At 44.9% G+C, this 21254-nt stretch carries 12 protein-coding genes and 1 riboswitch; of the genes, 8 read left to right on the top strand and 4 right to left on the bottom strand.

Annotation, left to right across the window (positions count from 1 at the left end; translation table 11 throughout):
• Positions 1 to 83: 83 nt before the first annotated feature.
• Positions 84 to 1196: a glycine cleavage system aminomethyltransferase GcvT gene (gene gcvT, locus NST58_RS30185; RefSeq protein ID WP_076276884.1), complete on the bottom strand. Its 1113-nt coding sequence runs from the start codon at positions 1194 to 1196 to the stop codon at positions 84 to 86.
• 186 nt (positions 1197 to 1382) lie between these two features.
• A riboswitch (glycine riboswitch) is annotated at positions 1383 to 1481 on the bottom strand.
• Between the two features lie 226 nt (positions 1482 to 1707).
• Between gcvT and gcvH the strand changes: the two genes are divergently transcribed.
• The gene (gene gcvH, locus NST58_RS30180; RefSeq protein WP_036678614.1) at positions 1708 to 2100 is read left to right on the top strand and encodes a glycine cleavage system protein GcvH; all 393 of its coding nucleotides are present in this window, start codon (positions 1708 to 1710) and stop codon (positions 2098 to 2100) included.
• Between the two features lie 421 nt (positions 2101 to 2521).
• Here gcvH and NST58_RS30175 read toward each other — a convergent pair whose 3' ends face one another.
• Both NST58_RS30175 and NST58_RS30170 read right to left on the bottom strand, forming a co-directional pair.
• Positions 2522 to 3358, bottom strand: coding sequence for a flagellar motor protein MotB (locus tag NST58_RS30175; RefSeq protein ID WP_339245211.1), 837 nt, complete (start codon positions 3356 to 3358; stop codon positions 2522 to 2524).
• Positions 3355 to 4137: a flagellar motor protein gene (locus NST58_RS30170; RefSeq protein ID WP_076123782.1), complete on the bottom strand. Its 783-nt coding sequence runs from the start codon at positions 4135 to 4137 to the stop codon at positions 3355 to 3357. Before NST58_RS30170 ends, NST58_RS30175 begins: the two co-directional genes overlap by 4 nt.
• Positions 4138 to 4316: 179 nt before the next feature.
• Between NST58_RS30170 and uvrB the strand changes: the two genes are divergently transcribed.
• From uvrB to galU, 7 genes are all read left to right on the top strand, one after another.
• Positions 4317 to 6308, top strand: coding sequence for an excinuclease ABC subunit UvrB (uvrB, locus tag NST58_RS30165; protein ID WP_036678623.1), 1992 nt, complete (start codon positions 4317 to 4319; stop codon positions 6306 to 6308).
• 504 nt (positions 6309 to 6812) lie between these two features.
• Positions 6813 to 9686 (top strand): excinuclease ABC subunit UvrA, encoded by a 2874-nt coding sequence (uvrA, locus tag NST58_RS30160; protein ID WP_076137311.1) that lies wholly within the window; start codon positions 6813 to 6815, stop codon positions 9684 to 9686.
• 960 nt (positions 9687 to 10646) lie between these two features.
• Positions 10647 to 10856, top strand: coding sequence for a DUF2759 family protein (locus NST58_RS30155; RefSeq protein WP_036678627.1), 210 nt, complete (start codon positions 10647 to 10649; stop codon positions 10854 to 10856).
• A gap of 176 nt (positions 10857 to 11032) precedes the next feature.
• Positions 11033 to 12082 (top strand): trypsin-like peptidase domain-containing protein, encoded by a 1050-nt coding sequence (locus NST58_RS30150; RefSeq protein WP_249267658.1) that lies wholly within the window; start codon positions 11033 to 11035, stop codon positions 12080 to 12082.
• 27 nt (positions 12083 to 12109) lie between these two features.
• Positions 12110 to 14023: a stalk domain-containing protein gene (locus tag NST58_RS30145; RefSeq protein WP_076276880.1), complete on the top strand. Its 1914-nt coding sequence runs from the start codon at positions 12110 to 12112 to the stop codon at positions 14021 to 14023.
• Positions 14024 to 14717: 694 nt separating this feature from the next.
• A complete protein-coding gene (locus NST58_RS30140) occupies positions 14718 to 17240 on the top strand; it encodes a U32 family peptidase (protein ID WP_076276879.1) in 2523 nt (840 codons plus the stop codon).
• Between the two features lie 278 nt (positions 17241 to 17518).
• Entirely contained in the window at positions 17519 to 18406 is an 888-nt protein-coding gene (gene galU / locus NST58_RS30135) for a UTP--glucose-1-phosphate uridylyltransferase GalU (protein WP_076220717.1), read from the top strand.
• A 65-nt stretch (positions 18407 to 18471) separates the two neighbouring features.
• Here galU and NST58_RS30130 read toward each other — a convergent pair whose 3' ends face one another.
• Positions 18472 to 21237, bottom strand: coding sequence for an O-antigen ligase family protein (locus NST58_RS30130; RefSeq protein ID WP_076276878.1), 2766 nt, complete (start codon positions 21235 to 21237; stop codon positions 18472 to 18474).
• Positions 21238 to 21254 lie beyond the last annotated feature (17 nt).

The following is a 21254-nucleotide window of genomic DNA, read 5'->3' as shown; positions in this document are numbered from 1 at the left end:
TTAAAATATAAGAAAGTACAATTTTCACGCTATACTTTATCCTTCTATTTCTCGCTTAAAAGTTCACCGTCCTTATATGGACGCTAAAGGCGTTTATACTTGTAAAAAGGGGCCTTAATCACTACAGCCTTAAGCTGCTTACCGCGTATCTCCACGTAAACCTCTGTGCCTATTTCACTGTAAGCAGCATCAAGCAATGCCAACCCCAGGTTACGTTTCAGCGTAGGGGACTGCGTTCCGGTTGTGACCTCACCAATCTTAACCCCATCTGCCCAAACAGGATAATGGGAGCGTGGAATGCCTCGATCAATCATTTCTAGGCCGACAAGGCGACGGGGAATGCCAGCTTCTTTTTGCTGTATTAGTGCATCGCGTCCGATAAAGTCTATTTTGTCCAGCTTCACGAAGAACTGTACTCCTGCTTCAAGCGGGGTGATGTCAGCAGATAGCTCCTGACCGTACAGTGGTAATTTCGCCTCAAAACGCAGGGTATCCCGTGCACCCAGTCCAGCAGGTGTTAATCCGTGGGGCGCGCCTGCTGCAAGCAGTCCGTTCCATAACGTTTCTGCACCTTCCAGCGGAGCGTAAATCTCGAAGCCATCTTCACCGGTATAACCCGTACGGGAGATAAGTACCTCTACACCGCAAACGGTGGCGCGTTCGATGAAATGGAAAGGCTTGAGTGCTGAAATAGGAGCATCCGTAACTTCCGCGAGAATGGTCTCTGCCAGAGGACCCTGCAAGGCGAGCAAAAGCGTCTCGTCAGAGACATTAGTGAGCGTGACTTCGCCGAATTCAGAGGTCAAATGCTCTTGCAGCCACTGGAAGTCTTTGTCGATGTTGGAGGCATTAACGACGAGCATATAATGCCCTTCGCTTAGGCGATACACGAGTAGGTCGTCGACAACTCCGCCATTTGGATAACAGAGCAGCGTATATTGCGCCGCACCATCTGTAAGGCGGCTGACATCATTGGTTGTCATTTTTTGCAAAAAGTCTTCTGCACCGCTCCCAATCACCATGAATTCACCCATATGCGAGACATCGAACAGCCCAGCCTGCTGGCGAACGGCTTCGTGCTCTTTCACGATACCTGTAAACTGTACTGGCAGCTCCCAGCCACCGAAGTCAATGCACCTGGACTCCGTATAAGCGGAATAGAGATCATAAAAAGGTGTTCTTCTCAAAGCATCCATGTCGTCACTCCCCTTGATCTGATTACATACGAAAAAAGGACAGGCAGAAGCAATCATGCATAAATGCACAAATCGCTTTCTGCTCTGTCCTTTGTACCTGAGAGTTACCCTGCCGTAACTAGCTTGCAGGTTTCCCCGTTGGTGATCTGACGCATCTAGCCTTGCGTCTGATGCTCTCCAGAGATACGTCCGACAAAGGTCCTTTTGCCTGAGAGATTCACCCCTGTTAGGGCTTACTCCTTCGGCGCCGTCTTCAAGTGAGACAGTCTCTCCCTATGCCATCATCCGCAATTATATTTCTTCGAGAAACGGTTATTGTCTATAAAAAGACGACAACGTCATTTCTTCTTGTATGTCTCCATTAAACGGGTATAGTCGGGCGCTGTCAACAAGAAAACGTCGAAAAAATGACAAATTTAAATTTCCTGTTAGTAATATTGACATTGTGAGCCGGGATAACTTAGGCTATAACTAAATTTAGAACTCCAAATTGGAAATGAGGCGGCTTGAAATGAGTGAAGTATTAGACAACCTTCTTTACAGCGAAGAGCATGAATGGGCACAGCAAGTAGAAGGGCGAGTAGTACGTGTTGGGATTACGGACCATGCTCAGCATTTATTAGGCGACATCGTATTTGTTGAGTTTCCTGAGGTAGGATCGACCATTTCGGCCGGTGACAGCGTAGGCAGTATCGAATCCGTTAAGACGGTATCGGAGTTGTATTCGCCCGTCTCTGGGACGGTTACCAAGGTGAATGATGGATTAGAAGCTAGTCCGGAGCTTATCAATGATCAGCCGTATGGCGGGGGTTGGATTTTTGAGATTGAAGTTGATGGAGAGTATGCTGATGCTGTAAAAGGTCTGTTAGATGCAGCTGGTTATAGCGCGTTAGTTGCTGAATAATTGGAAATCGGGGACGGAAAATAGTCTGATCAAGTGTGATATTTTTAGCAGCAAGTTTCTGTGATTCGGGGACTTGCTGTTTGTGTTTCTTATGTAGATTGTGCGAGTATTCGTAAACCCAATCGAGTGGTTTGAGGGTCTAGTGGAGTATGGAATTAGGGAAAACCTCCCTCATTTTAGACGATTATAGCGTGAGAGTTAGGGTTTTAGGAAATTCCTCCCTAATCATCTCGGTAAAACCACTATTTCAGACTAAAAAGAGTAATAATCAGGGAGAAATTCCCTCATTCCGCGATTGGATACGATAATAGGTGAATAATCAGGGAGGTTTTCCCTAATTAAATTGGATGAAGCCCCTTGTTAGCTCAATGTGGTAATTGCCATTGCCCCTGCTGCCGAACTTAGCTCTGAGCGCAAACTTTTATTCCACCTCTTGAAGCTGTCGAAGTACAATGATCTCTACGCGTCGATTTTTCTGTTTGCCTGCTACCGTAGTATTATCTGCTGTTGGTCGGGTATCGGCATAACCTGCATATTGAAAAGTGTCCGGGTTCAGTCCTTCATTATCTAAGAAAAAGCGCAGCACAGAAAGCGCACGAGCACCCGATAGCTCCCAATTGTCGTTATAACGTGAAGCTGATGACACTGGTGTATTATCCGTATGTCCTTCAATGCTAATCGTTGCCCCGATATCTTTGAATAAGCCAGACAACTGCTGAAGAGCTGGAAGGGCTGGTGACTTCACATCTGCTTTACCCACATCAAAAAGAAAACGGTCGCTGAGCGTGATTTCTATGCCCTGCGGTTTGTCGGCTACAAATATTTGTTCACCGAGATTATTCTCCTCCACATAGTGGGTGATCACACCCATTAACTCAGCAAGCTTCGCCTCTTGTTCTCGAAAAGCCAACTCCCGTGCTGAAGGTGTTTCATTCTCCGTTTGTTCATCAGAACCGTCATTTGGTTTTGCAGTTGCGTTCGCATTTCCATTCCCATCTGTACTCTCTGGTTTGTTGTCAGGGGTCTTTCCAGCATCTAAAATACCGTCCCCGCCTTCAAGAACAGTGCTGCTCGACTTGAAAGTCTCGGATAAAGAGCCGGTTACGATATTATATTTGTCAGTGTCCAGGCTGCTCATCGCATACAATATAACGAAAAATATAAGTAAAAGTGTAATTAGATCAGCGTAAGTAATCATCCAACGATCACGGCTTTCTCGATTCTCTACCCGCCGTTTGCGCCGGTCTCTTTGTCTCATATAAAACCTCTTGCTTCTGCACGGTCATCTGTGGTGGTGTCTGAAATGAAGGAGTTCAGTTTTTTACGCACCAGCAGCGGATGATCCCCGTTCTGTAGAGAAAGAATGCCTACTAGCAGCATCTCCATGCTATGCAGCTCACTTTGGCTGCGGGATTTGATTTTGGAAGCAATGGGTAAAAATATTAGATTAGCGATGGCTACTCCGTACAGTGTTGCAGTGAACGCTACTGCGATAGAGGTACCTAGATTTGATGGGTCCGTAAGGTTGCCCAGTACCCTAATGAGTCCCATAACTGTACCGATGATCCCCATCGTTGGAGCATATCCGCCAGCGGCTTCAAAAATCTTGGCGTAGCTTTCATGCTTCAATTCTTTCGCATCCATTTCCAATTCCAAAATCTGTCTTACCTGCTCAGGGTCAGTGCCATCGACGATAAGCAACAGTCCTTCGCGTGTAAAAGGATCAGGATGTAGTTCCGCTTGTTTTTCGAGCATTAAAACGCCGCCGCGGCGGGCCACTGTGGCCATTGCGATAAGCTCTTCTGCTTTCTCTTCATCACGTTCAGGATTGCGGCCAAAAGCCATGCGCAGAGCGGCGGGAATGGAGCGTAGCTTAGCTGCCGGGAAGCTGATCATTACGGCAGCAATCGTACCTCCAAATACAATCAAAGCTGCATTAAGCTGCAGCAGTCCGGAAAGGCTTCCGCCTTCCCAGAGGTAGCCGCCGATTAGCGCAGCCAGTCCGGCCACTAGGCCGATTATTGCGGTAATATCCATGCTTCAAGCTCCTAACATTTCTGTGTATTATGGTTTGCATCGATCTAAGCAACACTGTATAATGAACGGGAACACATATTCTTATCTTCCATATTTTTTACTGTCGTATGGAGAGAGAAGATTCAGACAACAATTATAATATATTAATCTAGTTTAGACGATAGAGGGGAGACGGGCAAATGAGTGATATTGTCGTCAGTACGAAGACTTTTGAATTGGAGTCCGAGTATACACCCCAGGGCGATCAGCCTCATGCCATAGATGAATTACTACAAGGCATCCGGCAGGGTAAGAAGCACCAGACGCTGCTGGGAGCGACAGGTACAGGGAAGACCTTTACTGTCGCGCAAGTTATTTCCAAATTAAATCGCCCCACGCTGGTTATTGCGCATAACAAGACACTCGCTGCCCAGCTGGCAAGTGAGTTTAAGGAGTTTTTCCCGAATAATTCGGTAGACTATTTCGTCAGCTACTACGACTATTACCAACCAGAGGCGTATATTCCCTCCTCCGATACTTATATTGAGAAAGATTCCAGTATTAACGAAGAGATTGATAAACTTCGCCACTCCGCGACAAGCTCCTTGTTCGAACGGCGTGACGTTATTATTGTAGCGAGTGTGTCTTGTATTTACGGTCTCGGTTCACCAATGGAATACGGAAGCTTGCTGTTGTCCTTGCGGGTTGGGATGGAGAAACCGCGCAATGAGATTCTGAGCAGACTGGTGGATATTCAATACCAGCGCAATGATATCAATTTTGTACGCGGAACATTCCGTGTACGTGGTGATGTGGTTGAGATCTTCCCGGCCTCTCAGGGTGAACATGCGATTCGTGTTGAATTGTTTGGGGATGAGATTGAGCGGATCACTGAAATAGATGTTTTAACGGGCGAATTGATCGGTGAACGCGATCATGTCGCCATTTTTCCGGCTTCTCACTTTGTTACCAAGGAAGAAACGATGCGTGTAGCAATAGTCAATATTGAACGGGAGCTAGAAGAGCGGTTGACCGTGCTTCGTGACGCAGGCAAGCTTCTGGAAGCGCAACGTTTGGAACAACGGACACGTTACGACATTGAAATGATGAAGGAAGTGGGTTTCTGTTCGGGGATCGAGAACTATTCCGGGCCACTAACCTTCAGGGAACCGGGAGCAACTCCATATACGTTAATGGATTATTTTCCTGATGATATGTTAATCGTCGTAGATGAATCCCATGTTACCCTTCCGCAAATTCGGGCGATGTATAACGGTGACCGGGCGCGTAAAACAGTGTTGGTAGAGCATGGTTTCCGTCTGCCTTCTGCACTGGATAACCGTCCGCTTCAGTTCGAAGAGTTCGAAGATAAAGTAAACCAGATCATTTACGTTTCCGCGACACCTGGACCTTATGAAATGGAACACTGCGAAACTATGGTGCAGCAGATTATCCGTCCGACTGGTTTATTGGATCCAATCATCGAGGTCCGTCCTACAGAAGGTCAGATTGATGATCTGATTAGCGAAATCCGTGACCGGGTCGAACGCGATGAACGTGTACTCGTTACCACTTTGACGAAGAAGATGTCGGAGGATCTGACAGACTACTTTAAGGAAATCGGGATTAAGGTTCGTTATATGCACTCTGACATCAAAACACTGGAACGGATGGCGATCTTGCGGGATCTTCGTCTTGGTACGTTCCATGTACTGGTAGGGATTAACCTCCTGAGAGAAGGTCTCGACTTACCGGAGGTATCTTTAGTTGCAATTCTCGATGCCGATAAAGAAGGGTTCCTTCGTTCCGAACGTTCACTAATTCAGACGATTGGCCGTGCGGCTCGTAACTCTGAGGGTCGTGTAATCATGTATGGTGATCGGATCACTGATTCGATGGAGAAGGCGATGAGTGAAACATCACGCCGTCGCGCCATTCAAATTGCTCATAATGAGAAACATGGCATCACCCCCACCACTATTAATAAAAAAGTGCGTGACATCATCGAGGCAACGAAGGTTGCTGAGTCTAAAGCTGATTATCTCACAGGTGTTGGTGGCAAGATGAATAAGAAAGAAAAACAAAGTCTGATCCAGCGTCTGGAAGCTGAAATGAAGGACGCTGCCAAGAACCTGCAATTCGAACGCGCGGCAGAGCTACGCGACGCATTGCTGGAGCTTCGGGCTGAGTAACAAACCATTAATGCATCACCGATATTTAAAATAGGTATTGAACGGTGCTGTCCTAGACCGTTCTTTTTGAATCAATAGAGGGTCGCGTATCCCGCGATGTTTATGACACTTATGCGTATCCGCAGGGACAGCGCCCGAAATGCACTCGGCACTTATGCGTATCCCACAGGGACAGCACCATGCAATGAACTTGGCACTTATGCGTATCCCGCAGGGACAGCACCATGCAACGTTTATGACAGTTGCATGTACCTGTCTTTAGTTAGTGCGCTAACGTCCAAGCGGTCCCGTAGGGATAAGCGCTCTGAGCATTGTAGTCACTAAGTTACGTCCCACCATACTCCTTCTCCAGAAAATGCGGGTGTCCAGAGGGTGCAACCCTTGGGGCCCTCCCTTGGAAGGGAGGGTTTGGGAGGGATCGAAAGGCTTTGAAAGGGCTTTGAAAAGGCTTTGAGAATATTTTGAAATAAAGTTGAAATAGTTTTTTTAAAAGGAGAGGTTCCGTTGGCGAACGAAAATATTGTAATTAAAGGCGCGAGGGCGCACAATCTCAAAAACATCGATGTGACGATTCCACGTGACCGTTTCGTCGTGCTGACGGGACTTAGCGGCTCAGGTAAATCGTCGCTTGCATTTGATACGATTTATGCTGAAGGACAACGGCGTTATGTTGAATCTTTGTCGGCTTATGCACGTCAGTTTTTGGGACAAATGGAGAAACCAGATGTGGATTCGATTGATGGTTTGTCCCCGGCGATATCTATAGATCAGAAGACAACAAGCCGGAACCCACGCTCCACGGTAGGTACAGTTACGGAGATTTATGACTATTTGCGGCTGCTCTTTGCACGTATTGGTCATCCCCATTGCCCAGAGCATGGCATTGAGATTACCTCCCAGACCGTTGAACAGATGGTAGACCGGATTATGCAGTATCCAGAGAAAACTCGGTTACAGATCCTGGCGCCAATCATTTCAGGACGTAAAGGTGAGCATAAAGGACTTTTCACAGATATCTCTAAGCAAGGCTTCGTACGTGTGCGTGTGGACGGGGAGCTAAGAGATCTGTCAGAGGATATTGAACTAGAAAAGAATAAAAAACATACAATAGAAGTTGTGGTAGACCGGATCGTTGTTAAAGACGATGTGGAGACCCGGCTGACGGATTCACTGGAGACGGCGCTTAAGCTTTCGGGCGGTAAAATCCTTGTTGATATCATCGGCCAGGAAGAGCTGCTTTTCAGCTCAAACTTTGCTTGTCCAATTTGTGGTTTTAGTATTGAAGAGTTGGCACCACGGATGTTCTCTTTCAACAGTCCGTTTGGAGCTTGTACAGAGTGCGATGGACTTGGCATGAAAATGGTTGTCGATCCAGACCTGCTTATTCCTGATGCTGAGAAATCCATTGAAGAAGGTGCCTTTTTAGCTTGGACTGGAAGTACTTCTAATTACTATCCGCAATTTCTGAAGTCGGTTTGTGAACACTTTAAAATTCCACAAAACGTTCCTGTAAGCAGTCTGACGCCTGATCATATGAATAAGTTACTGAATGGTACAGGCAGTGAGAAAGTCCGCTTCCGTTATGAAAATGATTTCGGTCAAAAGAAAGATGCGATGGTTGCTTTTGAAGGGATTATACCTAACCTAGAGCGGCGTTACCGTGAAACTGCTTCGGATGGTATTCGTGAATTTATCGAAGGGTTTATGAGTGCTAAGCCTTGTCATGTATGTAAAGGTAAACGTCTGAAAAAAGAAATATTAGCTGTGACCATCAACGATCATAATATTTCTGATGTTACGGACCTTTCAATAGGAGACTGCCAGCATTGGTTTGAAGAGATAAAATTGAGCGAAAAAGAAACAGCCATCGCCAATCTCATTTTAAAAGAGATCTGTAATCGGCTTGGATTCCTTGTGAATGTAGGTTTGGATTATTTGACGCTTAGCCGTGCAGCGGGTTCGCTTTCCGGTGGTGAGGCGCAGCGTATTCGGTTGGCTACTCAGATCGGTTCAAGTCTCATGGGTGTATTGTACATTCTGGATGAGCCAAGTATTGGTTTGCATCAACGGGATAATGATCGCCTGATCTCTACGCTTGCGCATATGCGTGATTTAGGCAACACGCTGATTGTTGTAGAGCATGATGAAGATACGATGATGGCAGCGGATTATATTATTGATATTGGTCCGGGCGCAGGTATTCATGGTGGACAAGTTATGGCTCAAGGGACGCCAGAAGAGATTATGAAAGATCCGAATTCATTAACGGGTGAATATTTAAGCGGACGTAAATTTATTCCGGTTACTGCTAAACGCCGTCCTACCGATGATCGCTGGGTAGAAATACGTGGTGCTAAAGAGAATAACCTGAAAAATGTGAATGTGAAGATTCCATTAGGTGTATTTACAGCGGTGACAGGTGTATCGGGTTCCGGTAAATCCTCGCTTATCAACGAGATTCTTTACAAGAGTCTGGCACGGCAGTTGAATAAGGCTGTGAAGGTGCGTCCTGGTCAGCATAAAGAAATTCGTGGACTAGAAAATCTCGATAAGGTTATTGAAATCGATCAGTCGCCAATCGGGCGGACACCGCGTTCCAATCCAGCAACCTATACAGGTGTATTCGATGACATCCGTGACCTGTTCTCCAAGACAAATGAGGCTAAGGTACGTGGTTTCCAAAAGGGACGCTTCAGCTTTAACGTAAAAGGCGGACGTTGTGAAGCTTGCCGTGGAGACGGGATCATTAAGATTGAGATGCACTTCTTGCCGGATGTGTATGTCCCTTGCGAAGTATGTAAGGGCAAACGGTATAACCGGGAAACACTAGAAGTGAAATATAAAGGCAAAAACATTTCAGATGTGTTAGAGATGACGGTAGAGGACGCAACGGAGTTCTTTGTAAATATTCCGCGTATCCATCGTAAAATGCAAACACTAATGGATGTAGGCCTTGGTTACATTAAGATTGGCCAACCAGGAACCACTTTATCCGGTGGTGAAGCACAGCGGGTAAAATTGGCTTCTGAGCTCTACCGTCGCAGCACGGGTAAAACACTTTATATTTTGGATGAGCCTACGACAGGCCTGCATGTAGATGACATTGGTCGTCTCCTTGAGGTGTTGCATCGTTTGGTGGATTCCGGAGAATCTGTTCTTGTTATTGAACATAATCTGGATGTAATCAAGACAGCGGATTATATCATCGATATGGGACCGGAAGGTGGTAGCGGCGGGGGTACTGTCCTGGCAACAGGAACACCGGAGAAGATCATTACAGTCACAGAGTCTTACACAGGTAAGTATCTGAAGCCGGTTCTGATTCGTGATACAGAGCGGACCGAAGCGCTTATGCTTGAGACGGCGGAAACCCTTTAATAAATAGTAAGTAATATAACCTATGTATAATAAGGCCTCGGTATCTTACCGGGGCTTTTATTGTAGGTTGTAAGCAATAGTTTTTACTGGGGAAATATCCAACAAATAACAACGAACGGCTAACCTCGTCCTCTAGAATGGAGTCAAGGCCATTTAAGACGTTGTAGGATTATCCGGTAATTATACGAAAGACGGCTCATAGATATATGATGTGATCTTTCTAGCAAAAGTTATACGGATTCTATAGAAAAAATGGATTTAATAATAGGCAAGGTAGGCATATGTAGGACATGTTCGTAGTAAGATTCAATGAGGAGTATTCTGTTGATAGGGTTAACGGGTAATTGACTAACGTTAGGGTCAAAAGTTCCTTGAAAACCGAATAATTAATCATTCATATCACTCTATCAAATAACTGTTTATTAGATTAGGGAAAACCTCCCTGAAAATCCGAGTTTTTAGATCATAAAAGGTGAAATCCGGGAAAACCTCCCTAATTATCGGGTAGATTCATTCATATAGCCGGTTTTCTAATGATTTTTAGGGAGGAATTCCCTGATAATCACAAAATGAGCTGATAATCGATTAATTTTAGGGAATATTTCCCTAATTCATTAACACCCTAAATTTCGAGCCCAGAGTTCTAAGTTCTGAATTCCAATTCCAATTCCAATTCACTGCTCAATTTATCTCATCTCTAAAGCAGTTAACGGACTTTCTATTGTAACCTTCATGACGATAGAGTTGATTGGACTCACAGTACTTTCACTAAGCCACCCCAATTGTCAGTGATCAATCTCATCGTTATTACGGATTTTGCAGGGATAAAATATATTTTTTACGACAAATACATAATTTTTCTACAAAACCTATTGCATCGCCCAAATGGTAGCGATAACATAGAAGGTGATATGGGGATTACTGGATCTTGCTTGACAACATTTTTGAGGAGGTAAGGTTATGCTGCTTGCAGAAGTTGCCGCGCAAGGACCGTCTAAATTTCATACCTTTGATGTGTTTATGATTTTATTTACCATCTTGATTTTGGTCGGGGTTGTTCGACTATTGAAAGCTCCCCAGAAGAACAAATTTGCCATTGGTTTTGGAGCCGTTAGCTTGCTGGTTTTTGTGATCTCTGACTATGCCATGGTGATGCATTGGTTAAGTTAATGAAAGAACTAAATTGAACAGCTTTGCACCAAAAGACTCCTTTAACGCCATGGGCGCATTGAAGGCGTCTTTTTTCAAATAATATAATGTAAAATTTATCCATGAGCAAAGAGAGGGTCTGGTGAGGAATGAGGAGTATTGGGGAGAAGCTGGTGAAGAAAGGATTAGGTCTATTACTGTGCGGCGTAGTGCTGTCGGGAGTATGGAGTCAGTCGGTGTTTGCTTTTGATAGTACTAGTAAGGTGGTTAGTAAAGCAGCGGCAGAAGATCCGATACCTGGAATTATTAAAAGTATCACTCCTTCTGTTGTGGGCATTATCGGCAAAGACGAGAGTGGCGGGAATAGTGGCCCGGATGATCGGTACAATCTGACGCATGGCTCCGGCATCATTGTGAAATCGAACGGATGGATTGTAACCAATGCTCATGTAATCAAGGATCTGCAAAATGCCATAGTGGTCACTTCGGACTCCAAAACCTACAGCGTTAAAGAAACCTATCTGGATGAAGTTAGTGATCTGGCGCTGATCAAAATCAATGCCACCCATTTAAAGCCCGCCAAGTTTATTCCAGCGAATAGCAAAACAGTGGTTGGGGAGAAGGTTATTGCTATCGGAACACCGATTAGCTTTTCTCTACGAAACTCAGCGACTGTAGGCGTTATAAGTGGTCTTAACCGTGAGGTAGATGCGGCTTATCGTCTTATCCAGAGTGACACTGCGATTAATCCCGGAAACAGCGGAGGGCCGCTTGTAAATATGAAAGGTGAGGTGCTGGGAATCAACAGCCTGAAATACTCAGCGGTGGGTGTGGAAAATATGGGGTTTTCGATTCCAGCGAATACTGTGCAGTATATTATGAACCAACTTTTAAAATATGGTGAGGTACAGCATCCGAGTCTAGGGCTAGAGCTGGAGGCGAGCTGGTCTACGATTGTGGGATTGCCAACGCTGGACCCGCTGTCCGTCACTAAGGTGGTGTCTTCAGAAGCGCTCAAGTCAGGGGTTGCTGAAGGGGACGTCTTGTATAGCATTGATGGGCATCGTGTGGTCTCACTAGTTGATATTAATGAATTGTTCAAAAGCTACCTGCCGGGAGCAACTGTGCGGTTGGTTATGCAAAGCGATGGGGATATCGTCGTCCGTAAACTCGTGCTCACTCAAGGTGATCCATTGTTAAGCGGAGATGATTATGAAACGGATGGGGACGAGCACGCGGAAGAGTGATTAGCAAACTGGAGAGGGGGACGGTAAATGGGCTTGAAAATTTTAAAACAAGGATTTTGTGCGATGCTGACCTTATTACTGCTATTTTCTATATTACCCATACAAACAGTATTAGCTTCACAAGGAGATAAGCTACAGCTGAGTCTAAAAGTTGGCAGTACTTCAGCTACGGTGAATGGTAAGAAGGTGGCTATCGAGCGGCCTTATACGGAGAATGGAACGGTTATGGTCCCGCTTGGGGTTTTTAAAAAGACGTTTGGCAGCACTGTTTCCTTAGAGCAGAACAATGTTGTAAAAGTAACCTATGGTGCTCATTCAGGGGTGATGACGATTGGGAGTGATATCGCTTGGAAGGATGGGATCAAAGTTAAACTGGGCTCAGCGCCCCGGATGGTTTCAGACGTGCTGATGGTACCGCTACGTTTTGTAGCTGATGTGTTAGGTGCGACTCTCTCTCAAGGGAGTGGGGGTGAGCTAATGGTTACCCTAGTGCCTATAGACAACGAAGAAGAAACGCCAGAGGAGACTGGGATTGACAGCGATGTTGGTAAGACTCAAATTGGGAACAGCTATTTTCAATGGACACTGAATTATCCCTCTGGGCTGATTGCTGGAAATAGCGGTGGAGATGAAAGTGTGGCTACCTTTTCAAGTGCGGACAATCTATATTATGTGGAGATTCATGTAAGTGACCAGGCGGTTGCGGTGGATGCGGATGGGCTGCTGGAACAGCTGGTTCGGGAGGTCGAGGCAGGTGGGGAGTTGATATTGGATCGGGAGTCGTTCCCCAAGGCCGCGGTACCTTATGCTAGATTGATCAGTAAAGATTCCAGTGGAGCGCTCTGGGAGAGCAGACTGTTATATGCTGAAGGTCGACTCTACGAGATTTATTTGACGGATAACAAAGCAGTTAATTATAAGGATTTTGCTAAATATACAGGATTACTTAACTCTTTCCAGCCTTCTTTTGATACTAAAAGCAAAAAAATCCGTGATCTTTCTACGGTGAAAAGTGGATTGCGTGACGCGTACAATGAGGACTATGGGATTTCACTACAGGTTCCCGCAGATTGGAGTAAGGACGACCAGCATCTCTATTACGAGAGTAAGCAGGGAAGTCATCTGAGTGTGGCAGTTACCTCGGCACCTGCTGGTTCTACACTAGAGAGCTGGGCTGAAGATCTGAAAATGAAAACTAAAGAAAACTTTGTAGCGGATGCTTATATTCTGAAAGACAGCAACAAGTCGGAGATCTCGGGCGTATCCGCACAAATTAATGAGCTACAGCTAAATTACGGCAACGGTGTTACTACAGAATATCAAGCTCTCATACTCAAAAATGGGTATCGTTACTATTTTGAATATGTAACAGCTGCTGGGCAAGATGACGATAAGGCAAAATTCAAAGCCATCATATCCTCTATTGATATTGATTTTGCTCTGCTGAAGGAGAACTTCGGGCGGCTCGCTAGTGATGATTATAAGACGCTCAAAAATAAGACACTAACCAAAGTATCCAAAACCTACGGTTATGCCATTGATATTCCAAGTTTATGGACACCTTATCAGGATATTTTCGAGACGCAGTCGATTGAGTATCGCTTCAGCGGAGGACGTCTACAGATCAATTCAAAACCCGAGGGTTCAGTGGATTATACAGTTAATGTGCTCAAAGATGCTTATCAAAATAAAAATAATGATCCTAAAGGCTCTCGTATAGAAAGTGTAGTGGAATCTACCATTGCGGATGTCCCTGCTACGATCATAACTGTACATCAAATCAAAAATGGCATCCCTCTTCGCAGTAAGCAGGTTGTGTTTGGTAAAAATGATGTGGTCTACACGATTACCGTTACGCTGAATGATGCCAATGCCACTGCAGAACAGCAGGCTCTGTTAGACAAGACACTACAATCGTTTCGGTTTACAAACAGTAAGTAGTTAAAAAAAGTACGAAAATCGTAGCTGACACACGAATAGAGGCGTATAATTTAATCAGACGAAGAACGTCCCAGTTGCCGATTTGGCTTGGGGCGTTCTTTATTTGGATAAAGGGGGAAAAGGGATTCGACCTAAGGATGTTATGAACGATTATGGCGTTAACTTTCGTACTGCTCGTAAATGGTTGCAGAGTTTAGTGGATAAGGGATACCTGCGGCCTATTATTAAAAATACATATATTTGTTACTATAAACCGATAGAAGGGTTGTCGGAAGGGTTGTTTTAGAGGTTCGGAGCCAATGTTATCCAAGTTGGGCATAATGTGAATAGCTAAAGGGTGGATTGATGTATTTGATACAACATTCTATCGTATGTCCCGTATGTCACGGATTTTCTAGTGAATTGTTGTAAATGTTGCAACTTTTTGTACCGGTTGTCGATACTAGAGTGTGAGAATGATGCTTTATGTACAACATTTAGTTGTCGAAGCGCTGAATTGGGCAATAAAGTTGCATGTTCTACAACATTCATGGAGTAAAGAGCAATAAGCAAGAAGTCAGCTTCCTGACAGCATTATGACTTTTATTCTATATAAATGTTGGTAAACGCATAGCGCTCAAGTGTGATATTTGATACAATTATCAAGTTAATCAACTAGAAATGACCCGTCAAATGGCGGTTTGGGAGGATATAAATGAAAGAGCAACAAATACGCAGAGAAGACGTGGAGCTATTGGCACCCGCAGGTGATTGGGACTGCATGCGTGCAGCGGTAGCAAACGGAGCGGATGCTATCTTTTTTGGCGTAGAGAAGTTTAATGCACGGGCCAGAGCGAACAACTTTCGCATGGACGAGCTGTCGGAAATTATGGCGTTTTTGCATAGCTATGGTGTGAAGGGCTTTTTGACCTTTAATATATTGGTTTTTGAAAATGAATTGTCTGATGCAAAAGAACTGATTGATGCGTGCGTGGATGCTGGCGTAGACGCAGTAATTGTACAAGATTTAGGTTTGGTCAAAATGATCCGCGAAATCTCACCGGATTTCCCGATTCACGGATCGACACAGATGACCATTACTTCGCCGGAAGCGGTCGAGTTTACTAAACCTTTCAGTTTGGAACGTGTGGTATTAGGTCGTGAGAACAATTTGAAACAAATTCGTACGATCGGGGAGCAAGCCCGCTTACCGATGGAAGTATTCGTACACGGTGCTTTGTGTGTTTCCTACTCAGGTCAATGTCTGACCTCTGAAATGTGGGGCGGACGTTCTGCCAACCGCGGTGAATGTGCTCAGGCTTGCCGCCTGCCGTATGATCTGATGGTGGATGGTGAGGTAAAACCTATGGGAGACGTAACTTATTTGCTTTCTCCTAAGGACCTGGCAGCAATTGATCTAATGCCTGAACTGATCGAGGCGGGTGTGACTTCTTTTAAAATCGAAGGTCGCCTCAAAAGCCCGGAATATGTAGCGAATGTAGTTAGTAAGTATCGTAAAGCGATTGATCGGTATTTTGAAGGCGATCTGTCCAAACCTTCGAAGGAGGAGGTGCGCGAGCTGCAACAAAGCTTCTCCCGCGGGTTTACACATGGTTTCCTGGATGGAACGAACAATAAGAAACTGGTAGACGGGACTTTCCCAAAAAGCCGTGGTGTATATTTGGGGACGGTTGAGCAAATTCTGCGTGACGGAGTGGTCTGCCGTATTCATGCACCGCTTAAGCGTGGGGACGGAATTGTTTTTGACGCTGGCGATCCGACGAAAAAAGAAGAAGGCGGTCGTGTCTACGACCTTCGTCGTAAAGGTGTGAAGCTGGAAGGCGAAGCCGGAGAAGGCTGGATCATCGACATCGTAGCCGGTCGTAATGATGTGGATCTTCGTCGTCTAAATGTCGGTGACCGCATTTGGAAGACAAATGACCCTGCGTTAGATAAGGCGCTGCGCCAGACTTATGAAACTGAAAAGCCGTACCGGGTATTTCCGGTACATGTTAGAGTGCAAGGCTGCGTCGGAGAGAAGCTGACGACTTGGTGGACGGACGTTCAGAAGAACGTTACCGTCCGTGTGGACTCGGAGCTCGCGCTGGAAGCCGCGCAAAAGCGTCCGATGGATACCGCGCTGCTGGAAGAACAATTCGGCCGCCTGGGCGGGACCGTGTTCCAGCTTGACGCGTTGGAGTCGCATCTGCAAGGCGACGTCATCGTCCCTATGCGCGAGCTGAACAGCATCCGCCGCCAAGCGGTGGAGCTGCTTGCGGGCGAGCGCCCGAAACCGCCCGTCTATGTGAAACGGGCGATCGAGGTTTACGGCGACGCCACCCACAAGGGCGTCGCTCCGCAGCGCGCTGGTGAAGCGGAGCTCACCGCGCTGTGCCGCAGCCTGCCGCAGGTGCAGGCTGCGCTCGAGGCCGGCGTGAGAAACATCTACGCCGACTTCGAGTTTATCAAGCAGTTCCCGGCAGCGGTAGATGCGGTACGGGCTGCAGGGGCCAGCATAGCGCTGGCCACGCCGCGCATTCATATGCCGGGCGAGAACGGCTACCACGCGAATATTCTTCGCTTGCAACCGGATGCTGTGCTCGTGCGTAATACAGGCGCGTTATATTATTATCTGCGCCGCCGCCAGGAGCAGCCGGATGCTGTGCATCCACGGCTGATCGGTGATTTCTCACTGAATATCGCCAATCATAAAGCAGTGGATTTGTTCCTTGAGGCTGGCTGTGACATAGTAACGCCATCCTATGACTTGAACATTCAACAGATGGTTGATCTGCTTGAACACAGTGATACGTCCCGGATGGAGGTCGTTATCCATCAGCATTTGCCGATGTTCCATACTGAACACTGTGTGTATTGTACCTTTATGAGTGAAGGCACAGACTATACGAACTGTGGTCGTCCTTGTGAAGAGCACCGTGCTTCTTTGCAAGACCGTATTGGAATGTCACATCCAGTTCGTGTGGATGAAGGCTGCCGTAATACCGTCTATAACGCTGTTGAGCAGTCTGGTGCGGAGTATTTGAACAATTTCCGTGACCTAGGAGTATCTTCATACCGAGTGGAGTTCTTGGAAGAGACGCCAGAGCAAGTGGCTGAGGTAATCAGCCTCTACAGTCGCGCTCTGCGTGGTGAAATCTCTGGTACACAAGTATGGAAGAGCCTAAAGGCTACTAATCAACTTGGCGTAACGCGTGGGCAATTGGTAAATGCGAAGTAATAAGAGTTAAAGAAAGGGCTAAGTAACTACCAGGTAGATGCTGGTATTGCTTAGCCCTTTTATTAGATTTGATCTCGCCCTCACCTAAATTTGCATATACTAAAAAGTATATCGTGAGGGTATTCCTTCCCTCTCACTTCAATGGAATAGATATACAAATATAACAAACACTCTGACATAAATGTGCTGTAACTGCTATAATTGAAAGAAATATGCCATTTTAGGGTACATACAGATATGTAAATTGAAAAGAGTATACGATAGAAGGAGTTAATGTGATGAAGATCCGTAAAGCGATTATTCCCGCCGCAGGTCTCGGCACTCGTTTTTTACCTGCGACCAAAGCAATGCCTAAAGAAATGCTTCCGATTGTAGATAAACCGACGATCCAATATATTGTTGAAGAAGCGGTCGCTTCCGGGATCGAGGATATTATTATTGTAACGGGGAAAGGCAAACGTGCGATTGAAGACCACTTTGATAACTCTTTTGAACTGGAATTTAACCTAGCGGAGAAGCAAAAGTGGGAGCTTCTTGAATCTGTTCGTAAATCTTCCGAAATGGCAGATATCCATTACATTCGTCAAAAAGAACCAAGAGGTCTCGGACATGCGATTTGGTGTGCACGTAAATTCATAGGAAACGAACCGTTTGCTGTCCTACTAGGCGATGACATTGTTGAAGCGAACATACCATGCCTCAAACAGATGATTGACATATATGATGAGTATAAATCTTCTATCGTGGGTGTTCAGCCTGTTCCGTGGGAGGAAGTATCCCGGTATGGTGTTGTAGATGGTTCGCCTTTGGCGGAACGTGTCTACAAGGCAAATCGTCTAGTAGAGAAGCCGAAGAGAGAAGAGGCTCCATCGAACTTAGCTATTCTGGGACGATATATTTTAACCCCACGAATCTTCGATATGCTTGGTGAGCAGCAAGTAGGTGTGGGTGGAGAGATCCAACTTACCGATGCGATAGCACGTCTAAGTGAGGTTGAACGAATTATTGCCTATGACTTTGAAGGTAAACGTCATGATGTTGGTGAGAAAATGGGCTTTATCCAGACCACCATTCATTATGCACTTCAACACGAGGAACTCAAAGATGATTTGCTTCGATATATGAAAGAGCTTGTCGAAAGCGAAGCGGCCAAAACAGGGAAATGATTTTAAATAATTACAAAGGAAAATAGCCTCCTACTGTAATCCAGTGAGAGGCTATTTTTTATTCATTAGTTTCTATCTTGGAGTTGCATATTCGCAATTTCTTCGATCTGTGCTGCTTCCGCAGGATCGGCTGCGATCAGCTTATCATACACTGCTTGATCTTGGTTGTTCGTTTTTTGTAATGCGGCGAGGTACCAGCGAGCGATTTCACGATTATTAGCATCTGAGAAATCTTGGCTTAGTACCGATTTTAAAGTAGCCACCGAGGGTTTGAATTGTCTTGACATGTATTGCATTGTTCCAACCTTCAGTGTCACATCCGGAGCAGGAGTCTTGGAAGGATCGTTATCAGCCAATATATGATTGTAGGCCAAAAGCCCAATGACAAAGCCAGCTTTCATGTGTTCTACTCTATCTTCATCATCTTGTTGTGCATAAGCTGCCTGCCCCAAATCAAATGAACGGCTGATTAGTGAACTGTACCAATTTATATCCCACGGAGTTTCGTTGTTCATTATATCCGTGTAATTAGGATCCGAATTAAGCTTCAGAGTGGTCTTCGCTGCATCCTCTTGTCCGGATATAAGTTGCATTTTGCCAACGTTTAAAGCGATAGTTGGCGTTACTGAGAAAGGACGCCCTTGCAGTTGTTCTGGTGGAAGAGTCTTCAGATGTTCAATCCCAGCGAGAACGTGGTTATATGCTTCAAGCTCTTCTGCGAAGTACTTTTCTTTCTTAACTTCATCCTTTTGATTAAGGGCTTGCTGGCCTAATACAAAGGATCGTCTGATTAATTCATCATACCAACTAATATCCCAATTGAACTTATCAGCATTGTCGAGGTATACATTGTATGCAAGGTCACTTTGACCCTTTAAATCATAGTAGCTCGCCATTTGAGCTAAAAGATTTTTGTTGTAGGGCTCATCTTTGAGCGCACGAGTTAATACGTTATTTGCTTCAACAAGAAATTGCTCATCTTGCGTTTGGTTGAATACCGTCATATCTAAAGCAGATAAGGAGAGGGCGGATTCAGGATGATTAGGGCGGCTTTTTAAGGCTTTAACCAACGGTGCTTTAATTTCTTCATATGAAGTGCTCACTCTAATTAGATTCTTACCCTTTAGAGCAGCATTATTGGAGCCTATATAGCTGATCGAAAGGAATAACAAGAACACAGTACCTATTGTGAGAGCTGCGAAATATCCAAGCCGAATAACGGCTTTATTCCAATTTTTTCGTAACTTTTTGCTGTCCATCACAACTGCCATCCCAGCCAGTCCAAGGAAGACGAGTATCCCCATGAAGGCATAACTCATATTGAAATCAAGTAAACTGTGCACAAGAATCGATAAAGCAATGATTAGATAGAAGAAACCATTTTCAAAATCATTTTTATCCCGTTTTACATACCCGCGAATATACTTATAGAAAATATACAGAATGAAACCCATAAATACGATAAAACCAAGAATCCCAACTTCGATCAAAAATTGAAGAAAGAAATTGTGCACCTGGCGGCTAGTATAAGGGTTATTCTGATAATGTTCATATAATGAGGACCAGCCTCCACCACCAGCACCAAGGATTGGATAATCCTTAACTACCTTCATGGCATCTTTATAAAAGGTAATCCGTTCAAGTACGCTATGTTGTTGGAAATTGATGTTCTCAAGACGAGTCTCCATATTGTCAGGTAAGATGCTTTTTGCACTCGTACCGATAAGTAAGAAAGCTACAATAGCTACTAGAGCGACAGATCCGAGCGGAATCCAAAGACCTGTTCGTTTACGTGACGACCAATTCTCTAGTTTTGCATACAACCATGGAGCGACAAAACGCTGAATGACCCAAGATAGGCCAGCTACAACTAGTGAAGCTGCTAACAGGTAACCCCAACCTTTTAAAGCGGCAGAAGAAGTGAAACTCGCATTTAACTCTATTCCTAGATTAGTTACGGGTGTTGTAATGAGCAAAGCTACAATACCAGCAACTCCTAAATGTAGAATCCAAAGGATTTGCTGTGCGGGTTTTAGAAATAGAAGCAGAAGTATAAATACCACAGGTAGCAAGACAAGGCCACCACGAGATAAGGTTAACAAGATCGACAAAATGATTGGCACTAACATAAAGCCATGAGTCAAGGTTCCATACCATTTTTTAGAGCGAATAAGCGCGAATATTGCTACAAATAGAAAAGCCATCAAGAATGCAGCGTATGTGTTCGCATACTGAAAGATCGAAGTCAATCGAAGTCCATTAGAATCGGTCATAACTGCTTCTAAATAAATACTGTTCCGTACAGTGTTTGAGAACCAGCCCACAAGAGAGCCAGCTAATTTACTGCTGCCTAGCCAATTTAAGAGTCCAAAACCCACTATGAAATAAGCAATCGCCAATATAGCATTTTGAATGACAACATTTACTTGCTTTTGCTTCAAGAGATAAAAGGCTATAATGAAGACTGCAACATACATGCTCTGAATAAACAGCATATTCATCGCCATATAATGCGAAACTGCGACAAACAATGATAAAGCGTAGGTCACAGGCAGCAATATAGAAGCTGAAGCTACTAAATCCCTCTGCTCATCAATTTTGAATTTTTTGTAGTATAAGCCAAGGCAGACTAGCAGCAAAAGGCCGCTTAGTAATGCAGATACATAGATTGGCTTTTCGAAGTCTAATTGCTGACCGTTAAATAATCCCACTTGAAATGGGGCCCAACACAAAAATAAAATGAAAGCAACAACCAATGCCCAGATCGGGATTGCTATCTTTTCTGCATTTCTCGACTGAGCGGCGTTTTTACCGTATACTGGTTTCGACACGTTATAATCTCCTTTTC

The organism is Paenibacillus sp. FSL R10-2796, assembly GCF_037965315.1.
Classification (GTDB): domain Bacteria; phylum Bacillota; class Bacilli; order Paenibacillales; family Paenibacillaceae; genus Paenibacillus_AQ; species Paenibacillus_AQ odorifer.
This window is presented reverse-complemented; position numbering and strand designations above follow the sequence as displayed.

What these genes read in the sequence shown, in the direction of transcription:
- gcvT (WP_076276884.1), bottom strand. Translation starts at nt 1,196, where the DNA reads ATGGATGCTTTGAGAAGAACACCTTTTTATGATCTCTATTCCGCTTAT.
- gcvH (WP_036678614.1), top strand. Translation starts at nt 1,708, where the DNA reads ATGAGTGAAGTATTAGACAACCTTCTTTACAGCGAAGAGCATGAATGG.
- NST58_RS30175 (WP_339245211.1), bottom strand. Translation starts at nt 3,358, where the DNA reads ATGAGACAAAGAGACCGGCGCAAACGGCGGGTAGAGAATCGAGAAAGC.
- NST58_RS30170 (WP_076123782.1), bottom strand. Translation starts at nt 4,137, where the DNA reads ATGGATATTACCGCAATAATCGGCCTAGTGGCCGGACTGGCTGCGCTA.
- uvrB (WP_036678623.1), top strand. Translation starts at nt 4,317, where the DNA reads ATGAGTGATATTGTCGTCAGTACGAAGACTTTTGAATTGGAGTCCGAG.
- NST58_RS30155 (WP_036678627.1), top strand. Translation starts at nt 10,647, where the DNA reads ATGCTGCTTGCAGAAGTTGCCGCGCAAGGACCGTCTAAATTTCATACC.
- NST58_RS30145 (WP_076276880.1), top strand. Translation starts at nt 12,110, where the DNA reads ATGGGCTTGAAAATTTTAAAACAAGGATTTTGTGCGATGCTGACCTTA.
- NST58_RS30140 (WP_076276879.1), top strand. Translation starts at nt 14,718, where the DNA reads ATGAAAGAGCAACAAATACGCAGAGAAGACGTGGAGCTATTGGCACCC.
- galU (WP_076220717.1), top strand. Translation starts at nt 17,519, where the DNA reads ATGAAGATCCGTAAAGCGATTATTCCCGCCGCAGGTCTCGGCACTCGT.